Below are 15,017 nucleotides of genomic sequence, written 5' to 3' on the forward strand. Positions count from 1 at the left end.
TCTATTCGCCGGAACTGGTGCAAAGGTTGCAGTTCATCCTGCGCGCGCGCGACCTTGGCTATGCAATGGATGAGATACGGTCATTGTTGTCGCTCACCGATACCGGTGCACAAACCTGCGCGGAGGTTATGGCGAGAACCGAACTCCACCTTGAAGATGTCCGCCGCCGCATTGCAGATTTGCAGAAGATAGAGGTGACGCTGGCGACCACGTTAGCCAGATGCACTGGAGATGACGTTGCCGAATGTCCCATCCTGGAAGCACTCCAGTTTTTACCCCATCAAGGCAATTGACGCCATCTTTGAGGGATTTGATTTCGTGATGTCAGCTTGGAGTATAGCCTAACTGGACGTCAGGGCGGTACTGCGGTTTCTGTCAGATTAGGGTGATAAACGGAATTTGTTGACGAATTTCGTTACGTATCATAGATTTCAACCTGACATTTTGATGGAGAGAGTGCGCAGTGAAGGGGCAACGGATCGGCTATGTCCGGGTCAGCACGTTCGATCAGAATGTGGATCGCCAATTGGAAGGTCAGTCGCTCGATCGGACCTTCACCGACAAGGCATCGGGCAAGGACGTCAACCGCCCCCAGCTTGAGGCTCTGCTCACTTTCGCCCGCGAAGGCGATACCGTCGTCGTCCACAGCATGGATCGGTTGGCCCGCAATCTGGATGACCTGCGCAAGCTGGTCCAGGGCCTCACCAAGCGAGGTATCCGGATCGAGTTTGAGAAGGAAAGCCTGTCCTTCTCGGGGGAGGACTCCCCGATGGCCAATCTGATGCTCTCGGTCATGGGTGCGTTTGCTGAGTTCGAGCGCGCCCTGATCCGCGAACGGCAACGCGAAGGCATTGCGATCGCTCGGCAGCGCGGCGCCTATCGGGGGCGGAAACGGTCGCTCTCGGATGAGATGATTGCCGATCTGCACCGCCGCGTTGCCGCCGGTGAACGCAAGGCGACCATCGCGCGCGACATGGGCATCAGCCGCGAAACCCTCTACCAGTACCTTCGCGCCGCTGCCTGACACCAATGTTCACATTATGTCCGGAAAATCGTTGTTCAGCGTACAAAGCTTGAGGTGACGCCTTGTTCAACGCACTTTCGGCAAGGATCGAACGCGCCGAGTTGCCGGTGCACAGGAAGAGGATGTTGAAGATGCGATCGGACATGGTGGACTCCATCAGCAGCAGGGGATGAGTTCGGCGATCAGCGGCTCGCACAGCTCCGCCCTGCCGCCGCAGCAATCCTTGACGAGGAACACGGTAAGCGCCTTCAACTGATCGAGGTCGGCGCGGTAGTTGATGATCCGGCTGCGTCGTTCCGCGTGGATCAGCCCGGCGCGCGCGAGCGTCGCCAGATGCACCGACATGGTGTTCTGTGGAACGTCCAACTGTCGCGCGATCTCACCTGCGGCGAGCCCGTCGGGCTCATGTCGGACCAGAAGACGAAAGGCATCGAGGCGGGTGCCTTGTGCAAGCGCGCCAAGGGCGGCGATGGCCGAATTACTTTCCATATATCTACGATAATCGATATATAGAAATTGTCCAGGCAGTTTGCCGCGCGCTCAGGGGCACAGGATCGCTCCCCCATCATCGTTGCCCTCCCGTCATATTTGACGTAATTGTCCGATGTCTTGATGCGCGCCTTGTCTCTTTTTCTCCTTCTTGGAGCCCTGATCGGTCTGTTCGGCCAGGCGGTCGCTTATGCATCCGTCCAGTCTGCGGTGTCCGCGCCGATGGCGATGTCCGGGATGGCCGATTCAGGCATGTCCGAAGACTGCATGAAGATGATGGCGCAGCAACAGCAGCCCGCGCAAAAGCCCTGCAAGGGCATGACCCTGGCCTGCATCGCGGCAATGGGCTGCGTCGTTCCCATGCCCGTGCGGAATGACGCACCGGTGCTGGCGGCGCGCGCGGCTGATCCGTCCCTGGCCTTCTGGACGACCACCACTGTCCTGCGCGGCAGTGAACTTGCTCCCGAACCGGAACCACCGACTCTCCTTGGCTGATCGAACCCGGTCGTAAGGCTGGCAGGATCGTTGCGCCTATCGCGCATCGAAACATCCTGTCCGACCTGCGGCTACCACGATTATTTGCCAATGGATTACAGTCATGAAAAACCGTGTTTTCTATGCCCTGCTGGGCGTAGCCCTTGCCGTACCCGCCGCCGCATTCGCTGGCCAGCCCGACCACAGCCGACAGTCGGGTCGTTATGAGTGGAAGTCGGTTCCGCAATATGGCCCGCGTGCCATGGGACCGGCTCAGCGGCGCGTCTGGGTGCCCGATGCCAAGCAGGTGGCAAGCTGCGACTGCGACATGATGAAGATGAGTGCCGCGGACTGCATGAAGGAGATGCATAGCATGGCATCGCCTTCGTCGGCCTCTTCGGTCGGCTAGGCACAGGTTCTGGCCGCTTCAGGTCGCATAGACGGCTAGGCCAGCAGTGGCGGCGGGATGCCCCCCATTCCGTCGTCACTGACATGCCTGTCATAGTTCGCGATGCTGGCCTGACCCTCCGATCAGGAGTTTTTTCATGCGATTGTTTCTGTGCCTGCCGCTCCTGGCGGTGATCCCCGGCGCTGTGTTCGCCGGTCCGCTCACCTTCGAAGCCGCGCTCCAGCGCGCCCGGCAGGAGGCGCCGTCGATCAAGGCCAAGGCGCTCGGCGCCGACGCCGCGCATTCCGCGCGCGGTGCAGCCGGCGCGCTGCCCGATCCGACGCTCGGCGTGGGTGTCGAGAGCTTTCCCATATCGGGGCCGCTTGCGTTCGAGCCCAGCCAAGACGATTTCACCATGGTGCGCGTCGGCGTGTCGCAGGACATTCCCAACCTCGCCAAGCGCCATGCCCAGCAGGCCCGCGCCGATAGTGATATCAAGGCAGCCGAGGCCGATACGGCTGTGGAGGCCCGCACTGTCGAGGTCGGCACCGCACTTGCCTGGATCAACCTGGCCTATGCGGAACGCAGGCTTGCCGCGCTCGATGATGTTCTGTCCCGGCTCGAGCGCGTGGTGGGGACGACACCGGGCGCGGTCGCCTCGGGCACTGCACGACCGGCGCAGACCCTCGCCGGGCGACTGGCCGTCGCCGCCATGCAGGATCGCCGGAGCGAACTGGTGTCGAACGTGGCGCGGGCGCGCGCCACGCTGACCCGCTGGACTGGCGATCCGGACCCCGAGATTGCCGGGCCAATTCCCGATTTTGCAGTCGATGCAGAAGTCCTGCGAGCGGGTATCGATCGTCAACCGACGATTCGGATGATCGATGCCCAGGCCGGCCAGGCGGATGCCGATGTCCGCGTGGCCGATGCCGGCCGACGCTCCGACTTTGGTGTCAACCTGGCCTATCAACGCCGCGATCCCCGTTTCGGCGACTATGTCTCCGCCGGGGTGACGGTCAGTCTGCCATTCTTCACCCGCAATCGCCAGAATGCCGGCATCGCCGCGGCCCAGGCCAATGCCGGCCGCATCCTGGCCGAACGCGAGGCAGCCCGGCGCGCGCTCGCCGCCGACCTCGAGGCCGATCTTGCCGATCACGTCATGCATCATGAGCAGTGGATGCGCGCACGGGACACGTTGCAGCCGCTTGCCGAGCAGCGCGTCAAACTGGAAACCGCCAGCTACGCGGCAGGGCGGGCCAGTCTCGTCGATATCGCCGAGGCCCATGCCGTGCTTGCCGACGCCTCCCTCAATACCCTCGATCGCGAGGCCCTGGTCGCCGCCGACGGTGCCCGATTGACCCTCACCTACCGGAGCGAAGACCGATGAGCCTTGAGATATCGCCCCGTGTCCGGCTGCGTCTTGCCGCCGCAGTGCTCGCACTCGTCGCCGGTGGCGCGGGCTATGGCATTGCCCATCTCGGCGGGACCGAAACTGCTCCTGCGCAAACCGCTGATGCCGGCCGGAAGCCGCTCTACTGGTATGATCCGATGGTCCCGTCGCAGCATTTCAACAAGCCGGGCAAATCGCCGTTCATGGATATGCAGCTTGTCCCCAAATATGCCGATGAAGGTGGCGGCAATGCCTCCGGCGTCCGGATTGATCCGGCGACGTCGCAAACGCTTGGCCTGCGCACGGCTGTTGTCCGGCGCGGGGAACTGGCGAGCAGCATCACCGCCACCGGCACGATCGACTTCAATCAGCGCAATGTCGCGATCGTTCAAGCGCGCGCGGGCGGGTTCGTCCAGCGCATCTATGGTCGCGCGCCGGGTGACGTGGTCGGCGTTGGGGCCCCGCTTGCCGATATCCTGGTGCCGGAGTGGGGCGGGGCGCAGGCCGAGTTTCTCGCGGTACGCCGCACCGGGAACGCAGCACTGACCCAGGCGGCGCGCCAGCGGCTCATGCTGCTCGGCATGCCGTCTGGCACGATCGCGTCGGTCGAGCGAACGGGGCGGCCGCACAATGTCGTGACGATCTCCACGCCGACCGGGGGCGTGATCAAGACATTGGATGTGCGCGCAGGCATGACCCTGACGGCAGGACAGACGCTCGCCGAGGTCAACGGCCTCGGCACGGTCTGGCTCAATGCCGCGGTGCCCGAGGCGATCGCCGGCCCGCTCAGGCCCGGGCAAGCCGTGCAGGCAACGCTCGCGGCATTTCCCGGCGAGATCTTGTCGGGCCGTGTTTCCGCGATCCTGCCCCAGACACAGGCGGATAGCCGAACGCTGACCGTGCGGATCGAGCTTCCCAATCGTGGCGGTCGCTTGCGGCCCGGCATGTTCGCCACTGTCTCGTTCGGTGGCAGCGCGCAGCCGGCATTGCTGGTGCCATCCGAAGCGCTGATCCGCACCGGCAAGCGGACATTGGTGATGCTGGCGCTCGACAAGGGGCGCTACCGGCCCGCCGAGGTGCAAACCGGAAGGGAGTCCGGTGGCAACACTGAAATCCTGGCGGGCGTAGCCGAAGGCGAGAAGATCGTCGCGTCGGGGCAGTTCCTGATCGACTCCGAAGCGAGTCTTTCCGGTGTGGAAGCACGGCCGATCGGTGGCAGCACGCCGCCGGCGGCTGGCAAGCCCGCCGCTCCAGCCGCGCTCCACGAGACGGTCGGCAAGATCGAGCAGCTCACCGCCAATTCGGTGACGCTCAGCCACGAGCCGGTGCCCGCGATCGGCTGGCCGGCGATGACGATGACCTTCCAGCTTCCCGATGCATCCATCGCGCGTGGCCTGAAGACGGGCGACCATGTCCGCTTTGGCTTCGATAGACCGCCTGCGGGGCCGACTGTGCGGCGCATGGCCAAGGTGGCGGGCCAGTGATCGCCCATCTCATCCGCTGGTCGGTCCGGAATCGCTTCTTCGTGGCTGTCGGCATGCTGGCGCTGGTTGGCACCGGTCTATGGGCGGTGCGCTCGACCCCGATCGACGCCTTGCCCGACCTGTCCGACGTGCAGGTCGTGATCCGCACTTCCTATCCGGGACAGGCGCCGCAGATCGTCGAGAACCAGGTCACCTATCCGCTGACCACCACCATGCTCTCGGTGCCGGGCGCCAAGACGGTGCGCGGCTATTCGTTCTTCGGCGACAGCTTCGTCTATGTGATCTTCGAGGACGGCACTGATCTTTACTGGGCACGCAGCCGCGTGCTCGAATATCTCAACCAGGTGCAGGGGCGATTGCCGGCCAGCGCCCGCAGCGCGCTCGGTCCCGATGCGACGGGCGTCGGCTGGGTCTATGAATATGCGCTGGTCGACCGGACCGGCCGCCACGACCTGTCGCAGCTTCGTGGGCTTCAGGATTGGTTCCTGCGGTACGAACTGAAGACCGTGACCGGCGTCGCCGAGGTCGCCAGCATCGGCGGCATGGTCAAGCAGTACCAGGTGCTGCTCGATCCGGTGAAGCTCGCCGCCTATGGCGTAACCCACGCCCAGGCGGTCGAGGCTATCAGACAAGCCAACCAGGAAGCCGGCGGTTCGGTGCTGGAGATGGCCGAGGCCGAATATATGGTCCGCGCTTCGGGCTATCTGAAGACGCTCGACGATTTTCGCGCGATCCCTCTGAAGACGGCAGCAGGCGGCGTGCCGGTGCGGCTAGGCGATGTCGCCACCATCCAGATCGGCCCGGAAATGCGCCGTGGTATCGCCGAGCTGAACGGGGAGGGCGAAGTCGCAGGCGGCGTCGTGATCCTGCGCTCGGGCAAGAATGCGAGGCTGACGATTGCGGCAGTCAAGGACAAGCTCGCCGAGCTCAAGAAGAGCCTGCCGCCGGGCGTCGAGGTGGTGACGGTCTATGATCGCTCGCAGCTCATCGACCGTGCGGTCGAGAATCTCACCCACAAGCTGGTCGAGGAATTCATCGTCGTTGCAATCGTCTGCGGCTTGTTCCTCTGGCATGTCCGCTCGGCCCTGGTCGCGATCCTGACCTTGCCTTTGGGCGTGCTCGCCGCGTACGTTGTCATGCGGTTCCAGGGGGTCAACGCGAACATCATGTCGCTGGGCGGGATCGCCATCGCCATCGGCGCGATGGTCGATGCGGCCGTCGTCATGATCGAGAACGCACATAAGAAGATCGAGCGCTGGGAGCATGACCATCCCGGCAAGACCTTGGCCGGCGAAACGCGCTGGACGGTGATTACCGATGCGGCTGCCGAGGTCGGGCCGGCCCTGTTCTTTAGCCTGCTGATCATCACCCTTTCCTTCATTCCGGTGTTCACGCTGGAGGCGCAGGAGGGCCGGTTGTTCGCGCCGCTCGCCTTCACCAAGACCTATGCGATGGCGTCGGCGGCGATCCTGTCGGTCACGCTGGTGCCGATCCTGATGGGCTGGCTGATCCGGGGCCGTATCCCCGCCGAGCAGGCCAATCCGGTCAACCGCTGGCTGACCAACCTCTACCGCCCCGCGATCGACTGGACGATGCAGCGGCCGAAGACGGTGCTGCTGATTGCGGCTTTGGTGTTCGCGACCACGGCCTGGCCGCTCACCCGGCTCGGCGGCGAGTTCATGCCCAACCTCGACGAGGGCGACCTGCTCTACATGCCCTCGGCGCTGCCGGGACTATCGGCGGCGAAGGCGTCGCAACTGCTCCAGCAGACCGATAGGCTGATCAAGACGGTGCCCGAGGTCGAGAGCGTGTTCGGCAAGGCCGGCCGCGCCGAAACCGCCACCGACCCGGCACCGCTCGAAATGTTTGAGACCACCATCCAGTTCAAGCCGCGTGACCAATGGCGGCCTGGCATGACCCCGGAGAAACTCGTCGAGGAGCTGGACCGGACGGTGAAGATTCCCGGCCTCGCCAATGTCTGGGTGCCGCCGATCCGCAACCGCATCGACATGCTGGCGACCGGCATCAAGAGCCCGATCGGGGTCAAGGTATCGGGCGCCGATCTCGCCCAGCTCGATCGCATCGCTCATGATATCGAGACCGTCGCCAAGACGGTGCCTGGCGTCAGCTCTGCCCTCGCCGAACGACTGACCGGGGGACGCTATGTCGATGTCGATATCGACCGCACCGCCGCGGCGCGGTTCGGGCTCAACATCGCCGACGTGCAATCGATCGTCTCGGGCGCGATCGGCGGCGAGACGATCGGGGAGACGGTTGAAGGCCTTGCCCGCTACCCGATCAGCGTGCGCTACCCGCGCGAGCTGCGCGACAGCCTCGAAGGCTTGCGAACCCTGCCGGTCTTGACCCCATCGGGCCAGCAGATCACGCTCGATACGGTTGCAACCGTCTCGATCGCCGATGGGCCGCCGATGCTCAAGACCGAGAACGCCCGACCATCGACCTGGGTCTATGTCGACGTGCGTGGACGCGACCTCGCCTCGGTGGTCGGCGACCTCCAGCGCGCAGTCGCGAGACAGGTCAGGCTCTCGCCCGGCGTCAGCATCGCTTACTCCGGCCAGTTCGAATATCTCCAACGTGCGGTCGAGAAGCTCAAGCTGGTCGTCCCCGCGACTCTGCTCATCATCTTCATTCTGCTCTACATGATCTTTCGGCGCTTCGACGAAGCGGCGCTGATCATGGGCACGCTGCCGTTTGCGCTCACTGGGGGCATCTGGCTCCTCTATCTGCTTGGCTATCACCAGTCGGTGGCGACCGGGGTCGGGTTCATCGCACTGGCCGGCGTCTCCGCCGAGTTCGGTGTGGTTATGCTGATCTATCTCAAGCACGCCTATGAGGATCGCGGTCCAGCCCCGGATGCGGCTCAAGTCGAAACGGCGGTGCGCGAAGGCGCGCTGCTCCGCGTCCGGCCCAAGGCGATGACGGTGGCGGTGATCCTCGCCGGCCTGCTGCCGATCCTGCTCGGATCGGGCGCGGGTTCAGAGGTGATGAGCCGCATCGCCGCACCGATGATCGGCGGCATGCTCACCGCGCCGCTGCTGTCGATGTTCGTCCTGCCTGCCGCTTATCTGCTGCTGCGCCGGCCGAAGACCAAGCCGATACCTCAACCCGTTTAACCTGCAGGAGAAGACCATGAACTATGCACGACTGACCATTGCCCTCGGCCTCGCCGCCCTGACCGCCGCCTGCGGCCAGAAAGCGGAAACACCGGTCGCGGCGGAAACCAACCAGGCAGCGCCCGCCGCAGCCATGAGCGGCGACATGGGCAACATGGCGATGGCACCTTCGGCCCCTGCGCAGATCATGGCCAAGGGCCATGGCACGGTCACTGCCATCGACAAGGCCGCAGGCACGATCACGCTCGATCATGGCCCGATCCCCGAAGCCAAGTGGCCGGCGATGACAATGGCGTTCAAGGCGGCCCCGGCGATCACCGATGCGGCCAAGGTCGGTGACAAGGTCGATTTCGATCTCACGCTGACCGGCAATACCGGCGAGGTGACGGCCATCAGCAAGAAGTAGCCCACGAGCCATTGTCGCGAAGACATCCAACGGCCGCAGTCGGCACAATCTTCTGTGCTCATACTGCGGCCGGTGGTCTGGGCTCTGATCGCCGGTTGTCGGAAATTGGGCTTGACCCTCTAGTTGCTAGAGGGTGCAAACCGCGAACCATTCTTAACAAGAGACTCGTCGATGCGCTCCGGCCACTTTGCTGCCTCCACTGCTGTTGTCGCTCATCGGCCGTTCCCGATGCGATGGCTCATCCTGATCCTCGCGGCGCTAACGCTGTCGCTGCCCGCACGCGCGTCAGCCAGCGACGCCGAGGTGCAAACGGCCTGGCGGCTGCTCGACTATATCGCGGTCGACTATTCAGGTGCGGTTTCAGACGGCAGGGTGACCAGCGCTGCCGAATATGCCGAGATGACCGAATTTGCCGGGCAGGTCGAAGCCAGGATCCAGGCACTGGCTGCAACTTCGGCCAAGGCGGATCTGCTTCGCCGGTCGGGGACGCTGCGCAATGCGATCGCCGCCAAGGCGCCGCCAGCGACGGTGGCGGAACAATCCCGAGCGCTCGCCGCAGCGCTGCTTGCGGCATATCCCGTACCGCTCGCGCCGAGTTCGCCACCGGATTTGACGCGCGCCACTGCGCTCTACGCGCAGAATTGTGCCGCCTGCCATGGTGCCAGCGGTAACGGCCACGGGCCCAACGCCGCCAAGCTCGATCCCCCACCGATCGCCTTCACCGACAAGGCGCGCGCCGATCAGCGCAGCCTGTTCGGCCTCTATCAAGTCATCAGCCAGGGCCTGGACGGCACCGCGATGCAGAGCTTCGAAGCACTGCCCGACGCCGATCGCTGGGCACTGGCCTTCTATGTCGGCCAATTCGCCTATCCCGAGGCCGCCGCGCGCGACGGCGAGCGGTTGTGGCGCGGCGATGCCGCGCTCCGTGCCAAATATCCCAATCTCGCGGCCCTGATCGGCGTAACCCCGGCCGCGCTGGCGGCCGATATCGGCCCGGAAAAGGCGGCCGCGCTTACCGCCTTTCTGCGCCGCCATCCCGACGCGGTGACCGTGCGCGTCGATGGCTCGCTTGCCTTGACGCGCGAACGGCTCGACCAAAGCATGGCAGCGTATCGCGCAGGCGACCGCAAGGCCGCAGCAGATCTTGCGCTTTCCGCCTATCTCGATGGCTTCGAGCCGGTCGAGCCGGTGCTTGCCGCACGCGATGCGGCCCTGATGGCGCGGATCGAGGGGGCGATGGGAAAGCTTCGCGCGGCGATCGGACAGGGGCGTCCGGCAAGCGAAGTCGAAGCGGCGAACCGCGCGCTGGCCAGCCTGTTCAACGAGGCTGAAGCCGCGCTGGTGCCCGAGCGGGCGAGCAGCGCGTCGAGCTTTCTTGGCGCGTTCGGCGTGCTGTTGCGCGAAGGGCTCGAGGCGCTGTTGATCGTCGTCGCGATGATCGCATTTCTCAAGAAGACCGAGCGCCCCGAAGTCCTGGGTTTCGTCCATGGCGGATGGATCGCCGCGCTCGCGGCCGGTGTCGCTACCTGGTTCGTCGCGACCTACTTCATCAGCGTGAGCGGTGCATCGCGTGAACTCACCGAGGGCTTCGGCTCACTGTTCGCGGCGATCATCCTGCTCACCGTCGGCATCTGGATGCATGGCAAGAGCAACGCGGAGGCGTGGCAGCGCTATGTGAAGGCAAAGGTGACCGCCGCGCTGTCGCGCCAGTCGGGCTGGTTCCTGTTCCTGCTGTCGTTCGTGGTCGTCTACCGCGAGGTGTTCGAGACGATCCTCTTCTATGCGGCACTGTGGGCGGAAGGGAATGGCGCGGCGATGCTGGCCGGAGCCGGCGCGGCGACCGGACTGCTCGCGCTGATCGCATGGATCATGCTCCGCTTCAGCGCCCGGCTGCCGATTACCCAATTCTTCTCGTGGAGTTCGATCCTGATCGCGATTCTTGCGGTCGTCCTCGCCGGCAAGGGCATTGCCGGACTGCAGGAGGCAGGCATCCTCGGCGTGGTGCCGCTGGCCAATATACCACGCATCGAACTTCTGGGGCTGTTTCCAACGACCGAGACCGTGCTTGCGCAGGCCGCGGCAATCGTCGTGCTCGTCGCCGGCTTCTGGTATAGCGGGCGCAGTGCGGCCACGGCCCGTTCGCCACGATCACCCGCCGAATAGCCGACCGAGGAGCATCGCAAGCGCGACCAGGTAGCAGGCCAGCGACGCGAGCGCGGTCGTCGCCATCCCGAAGGCACGCGCCCCGGCGCCGCCCGGATAGCAACGATAGAAGCTCCATCGGCCGATAGCGAACAGCACGGACGATGCGACCAGCAGTCCCAGCCAGCGGCCACCGGTGACCGAGGCGAGAAGCAGATGCGCGCCGACGCCGAGGAATGCCTGCTCCAGCGTGTTCTGCAGGAATGCGGTCTTGACCGCGATCGCGGGGCTCGGCGGCCCCTTGGCCGCACCGCCGATGTCGGCGGCCGATCGGTAGCGCCCGCTTGAGACCATGCGGACAGCGAGCAGGACGATGGCAAAATGGACGAAACTCGTCTGGATCGCGAAGGCAAGCCGCCTTGCCACCTCCGACGGGAAGGTGACCAACTTGGGCAGGAAAAGGACGCATGCGACCGAGATTGCCGCACACAGCAGAAAGGCCAGCAAGGACTGCTTCCTGATCTCCCTCTGCTCCGCTTTGAGGTCCGTCAGGGCAGCCTCCCGTCAGCCCGGCCGATCCGCCGCGATCAGCGCGATCGTGCCCGTCACCGTGTGGATGCGCGCTGCTTCGCACACATTTTCGAACCCCGTCGCGCGGACGAGCTCTGGAAGCACGCCGTCGGCATTGGGCTGGGTGTCGGCCACGCCGTCGAGCCGCTGGATGGTCAGGCGGAACAGCAGCCGCATCAATCCCCGTTGCCGTCCATAATCGGCGATCACGAGCCTGCCGCCGGGGCGGAGCGCCGCGTGCATCGCCGCGAGGCCAGCCCGCTTTTCCGCCATCGGCACCTGGTGGAACATCAGGCTCGACACCACGGCGCCGGCCGAACGGGAACCGATGTCCCGCGCGAAGCCGCGCTCCCAATGGATGTCCGCGCCGGCGGCGTCACCCTTGGCGCGAGCGATCGCCAGCGCTTCTTGATCGGGATCGATGCCGATGACATGCACGCCAGGCGCGGCTGCCTTGAGCATGACCGCGAAGCTGCCTGTCCCGCACCCGACGTCGATGACGGTCTTGCCGGGGCGCGGGGCGAGCAGCTCGATCATGGCACCGCGCCAGCGCAGCTCGCGGGTCCAGCGCCGGATGGCGCGATCGTAATCCGCGGTATCGCCGGTCCCGAGCGGCGGTGTGTAGGCGCGGTCGCTCATGCCCGTGCCCTCGTCGCATGTTCCGCCAGCTCGCGTCGCGCGTCGCGGATGATGTCATAAGCGGAATGGAGGAACAGCAGCGCGATCACGCCGGCGACGACAAGATCGGGCCAAGCCTGGCCCGTCCAGCCGACCAGTGCGGCAGCGGCGATCACGGCGATATTGGCAAGCGCGTCGTTGCGCGAGAACAGCCAGATGGCGCGCGACGTCGCATCACCCTGGTCCCGGAACCGCGCGAGGACGAGGGCGGCCGATACGTTGACGACGAGCGCCGCGATACCGATCCCACCCATCAGCTCGGCTTCGGGCGGGATCGCATGGAACGCGCGCCATGCAGCGAACCCGATGACCCCGAGCCCGAGGCTCGCGAGAAAGATTCCTTGCACGAGCGCGACGCGGCTGCGCGCGACCGCGGCCCAGCCGAGCGCGATCAGCCCGACGAGCGTGATCGACCCGTCGCCGATGAAATCCAGCGAATCCGCTTTCAGCGCCTGCGAACCGGCGACGAAACCGCCGACCAGCTCGAACAGGCCGAACCCGACGTTGAGGATGACCACGATCACAGCGCACGCCGATAGGCCGGATCGGTGCCCGCCCGCTTGGTGTCCGCCTCACATCCGCAGTCGCTCATCATCATCTCCGCCGCGAGTCGCGAGCATGTTCTGCACCCTCTAGCAGCTACAGGGTCAATGCCTTGCGTGGCTCGACGGTCCCAGTGCTTCGATGATCCGGCAGTCGGAAATCGCGCCCTGGCTGCACTGGCCGATCACTTCGTCGAGCTCGCGGCGAAGCGCGCGTAGATCGGCGATCTTCTGGTCGATCTGGGCGAGATGCGCACGCGCGACGCTATCGACGGCGCTGCACGAGCGGGTCCGATCGTCGGAGAGGGCAAGTAGCTCGCGCACCTGATCGAGCGTGAAGCCGAGGTCGCGCGCGCGGCGGATGAAGGAGAGCCGCGCCAGATGGGCGGCTCCATAGTCGCGGTAGTTGCCTGCGGTACGCCCGGGTTCGGGAAGCAATCCGATCTTCTCGTAGAAACGAATTGTCTCGACCTTGGTCGAGGTCGTTCTCGCCAGTTCACCAATCTGCATCAGAAATCCCGCTTGACCCTATAGTTGCTACAGGCCGCACATAGCGCATGACATCGAGTCGTTCGAGGTAATGAAATGGCCTGCACCAGTTGCGCCTCCGCGAAGCCGGACCCATCCAACGATCCGCGCTGGCGCCGCGCGGTCTGGATCGCGTTGATCATCAACGCGATCATGTTCGGCGTCGAGATTTTCGCGGGCGTTACCGCCCACTCGGCCGCACTCAAGGCCGATGCGCTCGACTTCCTCGGCGACAGCGCCAATTACGCGATCAGCCTCGGTGTTGCAGGCATGGCGCTCACCTGGCGTGCGCGCGCGGCGATGCTCAAGGGTGCCACCCTGTTCGCGCTCGGGGCGTGGGTGCTCGGCAGCACCGGCTATGCCGCGTTCGCGGGCACGCTTCCGCAGGCTGAGACGATGGGGATTATCGGTGGTCTCGCGCTGGCGGCCAATGTCGCGGTCGCCTTCATCCTGTACCGTTTTCGCAGTGGCGAGGCGAACATGCGCTCCGTGTGGATCTGCTCGCGCAATGACGCGATCGGCAATGTCGCCGTGGTCGCCGCCGCGTTCGGCGTGTTCGGCACCGGTTCGGGATGGCCCGATCTGATCGTTGCCGCGATCCTCGCCACGCTCGGGATCAGCGGCGGCATCCAGATCATGCGCCAGGCGGGCGCCGAGTTGCGATCGGCGTATCTGCCGCGCACGGCGCCCGCACAGCCTATTCTTCAGGGGGAATAAATATGGCGTCGAATCAGAATGGAAGCCGATCCCGCCCCGCCGCTTTGCTTGCCGGCACCGTCCGGCTAGGTGGACAGCCGATGCGACAATCGCTCGCCCTGGTCGCCGGCCTGATGCTCGTCCTCTCCTTGTGGACGGGTCTCTCGGTGTCGGCGGCGCACGCGGCGGAGATCGTCGGCTGCATCGAGCTGTCCGCCGGCGCGGAGACCATGTCGCTGGCGATGGCGACGAGGTTCCGGGCGACATGGACAATCCGGCGCCGCATCACCACGCAGCTGCCACAATCATCATCTGGGCATGCGACCCTCGACGGCCTGGCAACGACCACCCCGATTGCCCGGACTGCGCTGCGGATCGATCCCGCGATCGAGCCCGACGCGATAGCCGCGGCGCGCAACCTGAGGCCACCCATCGCCTGACGCGCCGTTCGTCCACGCGGCCGCATGCCGCGAGGGACTCTGAGCCATTCGTCAGGAGACCGTTCCCTATGTCCCGTATCTTCGCGGCCGCCCTCGCCGCGGCCCTCTGTTCCACTCAGGTCGCAGCACAGGACGCGCCGCCGGCCACGGTGGCGCTCACGCTCGATGAAGCGCTCGCTGCCGCCCGTCAAAACTCGCCCGCGCTGGAAGCGGCATCGGCCGACCTGCGCGCCAGCAGCGCGGCGCGCACTGTCGCCGGCCTGCGCCCCAATCCCTCGATCGAGGCGCAGACCGAGAACGTCGCCGGCAGCGGCGCCTATCGCGGCATCGACAGCGCAGAGACCACCGTGGGGTTCGCGCTGCCGATCGAACTAGGCGGCAAGCGTTCGGCGCGGATCGGTCTCGCCGAAGCACAAGGCGCGCGGGCAAGGATCGACGCGGCAATCGCCGATGCCGATGTCACGCTGCGAGTCACCCAGGCCTATGTCGCCGCCGTGGCCGCCGAGCGCAGGCTTGGTATCGCCCGCGCGCAGGCGGGGATCGCCGCCGAGGCGTATCGCGCCGCCAGGATCCGCGTGAGCGCGGGACGCGCGTCGCCAATCGAGCAGCAACGCGCCGACGTGCTCCGCATC

At 65.5% G+C, this 15,017-nt stretch carries 17 protein-coding genes and 1 pseudogene; 12 read left to right on the forward strand and 6 right to left on the reverse strand.

Annotated features, from left to right (window positions below; all coding sequences use genetic code 11):
- Together BF95_RS22465 and BF95_RS22470 are read left to right on the forward strand one after the other, a co-directional pair.
- On the forward strand, positions 1-293 hold a 293-nt coding region (locus BF95_RS22465), incomplete at its 5' end, for a MerR family DNA-binding protein (RefSeq protein ID WP_043154629.1).
- A 170-nt stretch (positions 294-463) separates the two neighbouring features.
- The gene (locus BF95_RS22470) at positions 464-1,024 is read left to right on the forward strand and encodes a recombinase family protein (RefSeq protein ID WP_004213255.1); all 561 of its coding nucleotides are present in this window, start codon (positions 464-466) and stop codon (positions 1,022-1,024) included.
- On the opposite strand, the gene BF95_RS31245 is transcribed toward BF95_RS22470, so the two are convergent.
- Positions 981-1,169 (reverse strand): hypothetical protein, encoded by a 189-nt coding sequence (locus BF95_RS31245; protein WP_443018414.1) that lies wholly within the window; start codon positions 1,167-1,169, stop codon positions 981-983. The two genes, BF95_RS22470 and BF95_RS31245, sit on opposite strands and share 44 nt — an antisense overlap.
- Positions 1,170-1,180: 11 nt before the next feature.
- A complete protein-coding gene (locus BF95_RS22475; RefSeq protein ID WP_043154632.1) occupies positions 1,181-1,513 on the reverse strand; it encodes an ArsR/SmtB family transcription factor in 333 nt (110 codons plus the stop codon).
- Between the two features lie 123 nt (positions 1,514-1,636).
- On the opposite strand from BF95_RS22475, the gene BF95_RS22480 reads away from it, so the two are divergent.
- From BF95_RS22480 to BF95_RS22510, 7 genes are all read left to right on the forward strand, one after another.
- Positions 1,637-2,008, forward strand: coding sequence for a hypothetical protein (locus BF95_RS22480; protein WP_235209946.1), 372 nt, complete (start codon positions 1,637-1,639; stop codon positions 2,006-2,008).
- 103 nt (positions 2,009-2,111) lie between these two features.
- Complete coding sequence (locus BF95_RS22485; protein WP_043154635.1) at positions 2,112-2,396, forward strand: hypothetical protein; 285 nt, start codon at positions 2,112-2,114, stop codon at positions 2,394-2,396.
- Positions 2,397-2,532: 136 nt separating this feature from the next.
- Positions 2,533-3,762 (forward strand): TolC family protein, encoded by a 1,230-nt coding sequence (locus BF95_RS22490; RefSeq protein ID WP_043154638.1) that lies wholly within the window; start codon positions 2,533-2,535, stop codon positions 3,760-3,762.
- Positions 3,759-5,249 (forward strand): efflux RND transporter periplasmic adaptor subunit, encoded by a 1,491-nt coding sequence (locus BF95_RS22495; protein WP_043154640.1) that lies wholly within the window; start codon positions 3,759-3,761, stop codon positions 5,247-5,249. The genes BF95_RS22490 and BF95_RS22495 overlap by 4 nt, the downstream gene beginning before the upstream one ends.
- On the forward strand, positions 5,246-8,383 hold the full coding sequence (locus tag BF95_RS22500; protein WP_043154642.1) for an efflux RND transporter permease subunit: 3,138 nt from the start codon (positions 5,246-5,248) through the stop codon (positions 8,381-8,383). The genes BF95_RS22495 and BF95_RS22500 overlap by 4 nt, the downstream gene beginning before the upstream one ends.
- Positions 8,384-8,399: 16 nt before the next feature.
- Positions 8,400-8,789, forward strand: a complete 390-nt coding sequence (locus BF95_RS22505) for a copper-binding protein (protein ID WP_200867042.1) — start codon at positions 8,400-8,402, stop codon at positions 8,787-8,789.
- A 228-nt stretch (positions 8,790-9,017) separates the two neighbouring features.
- Complete coding sequence (locus BF95_RS22510) at positions 9,018-10,952, forward strand: cytochrome c/FTR1 family iron permease (RefSeq protein WP_043154646.1); 1,935 nt, start codon at positions 9,018-9,020, stop codon at positions 10,950-10,952.
- Here BF95_RS22510 and BF95_RS22515 read toward each other — a convergent pair.
- The 4 genes and pseudogenes from BF95_RS22515 to BF95_RS22530 form a co-directional block, all read right to left on the reverse strand.
- Positions 10,938-11,438, reverse strand: a complete 501-nt coding sequence (locus BF95_RS22515) for an MAPEG family protein (protein WP_051520194.1) — start codon at positions 11,436-11,438, stop codon at positions 10,938-10,940. The two genes, BF95_RS22510 and BF95_RS22515, sit on opposite strands and share 15 nt — an antisense overlap.
- A gap of 57 nt (positions 11,439-11,495) precedes the next feature.
- Positions 11,496-12,140, reverse strand: a complete 645-nt coding sequence (locus tag BF95_RS22520; protein WP_043154652.1) for a class I SAM-dependent methyltransferase — start codon at positions 12,138-12,140, stop codon at positions 11,496-11,498.
- Positions 12,137-12,771 (reverse strand): annotated as a pseudogene (locus tag BF95_RS22525) (cation transporter). The gene BF95_RS22520 and the pseudogene BF95_RS22525 overlap by 4 nt, the downstream one beginning before the upstream one ends.
- A gap of 55 nt (positions 12,772-12,826) precedes the next feature.
- The gene (locus tag BF95_RS22530; RefSeq protein ID WP_021243977.1) at positions 12,827-13,231 is read right to left on the reverse strand and encodes a MerR family transcriptional regulator; all 405 of its coding nucleotides are present in this window, start codon (positions 13,229-13,231) and stop codon (positions 12,827-12,829) included.
- Between the two features lie 75 nt (positions 13,232-13,306).
- Between BF95_RS22530 and BF95_RS22535 the strand changes: the two genes are divergently transcribed.
- The 3 genes from BF95_RS22535 to BF95_RS22545 all read left to right on the forward strand — a co-directional run.
- Positions 13,307-13,966, forward strand: coding sequence for a cation transporter (locus BF95_RS22535; protein WP_043154653.1), 660 nt, complete (start codon positions 13,307-13,309; stop codon positions 13,964-13,966).
- Positions 13,967-14,046: 80 nt separating this feature from the next.
- Positions 14,047-14,385 carry a hypothetical protein gene (locus tag BF95_RS22540; protein ID WP_152542894.1) on the forward strand — a complete coding sequence of 113 codons (339 nt, stop codon included), beginning with the start codon at positions 14,047-14,049 and terminating at the stop codon, positions 14,383-14,385.
- A gap of 68 nt (positions 14,386-14,453) precedes the next feature.
- On the forward strand, positions 14,454-15,017 hold a 564-nt coding region (locus BF95_RS22545; protein WP_043154659.1), incomplete at its 3' end, for a TolC family protein.

It is taken from the genome of Sphingobium sp. Ant17, from assembly GCF_000588875.1.
GTDB lineage: Bacteria > Pseudomonadota > Alphaproteobacteria > Sphingomonadales > Sphingomonadaceae > Sphingobium.

Coding starts and splice junctions, on each gene's coding strand:
- BF95_RS22480 (WP_235209946.1), top strand. CDS start 1,637: ATGCGCGCCTTGTCTCTTTTTCTCCTTCTTGGAGCCCTGATCGGTCTG.
- BF95_RS22540 (WP_152542894.1), top strand. CDS start 14,047: ATGCGACAATCGCTCGCCCTGGTCGCCGGCCTGATGCTCGTCCTCTCC.
- BF95_RS22485 (WP_043154635.1), top strand. CDS start 2,112: ATGAAAAACCGTGTTTTCTATGCCCTGCTGGGCGTAGCCCTTGCCGTA.
- BF95_RS22490 (WP_043154638.1), top strand. CDS start 2,533: ATGCGATTGTTTCTGTGCCTGCCGCTCCTGGCGGTGATCCCCGGCGCT.
- BF95_RS22535 (WP_043154653.1), top strand. CDS start 13,307: ATGGCCTGCACCAGTTGCGCCTCCGCGAAGCCGGACCCATCCAACGAT.
- BF95_RS22495 (WP_043154640.1), top strand. CDS start 3,759: ATGAGCCTTGAGATATCGCCCCGTGTCCGGCTGCGTCTTGCCGCCGCA.
- BF95_RS22475 (WP_043154632.1), bottom strand. CDS start 1,513: ATGGAAAGTAATTCGGCCATCGCCGCCCTTGGCGCGCTTGCACAAGGC.
- BF95_RS22520 (WP_043154652.1), bottom strand. CDS start 12,140: ATGAGCGACCGCGCCTACACACCGCCGCTCGGGACCGGCGATACCGCG.
- BF95_RS22505 (WP_200867042.1), top strand. CDS start 8,400: ATGAACTATGCACGACTGACCATTGCCCTCGGCCTCGCCGCCCTGACC.
- BF95_RS31245 (WP_443018414.1), bottom strand. CDS start 1,169: ATGTCCGATCGCATCTTCAACATCCTCTTCCTGTGCACCGGCAACTCG.
- BF95_RS22530 (WP_021243977.1), bottom strand. CDS start 13,231: ATGCAGATTGGTGAACTGGCGAGAACGACCTCGACCAAGGTCGAGACA.
- BF95_RS22510 (WP_043154646.1), top strand. CDS start 9,018: ATGCGATGGCTCATCCTGATCCTCGCGGCGCTAACGCTGTCGCTGCCC.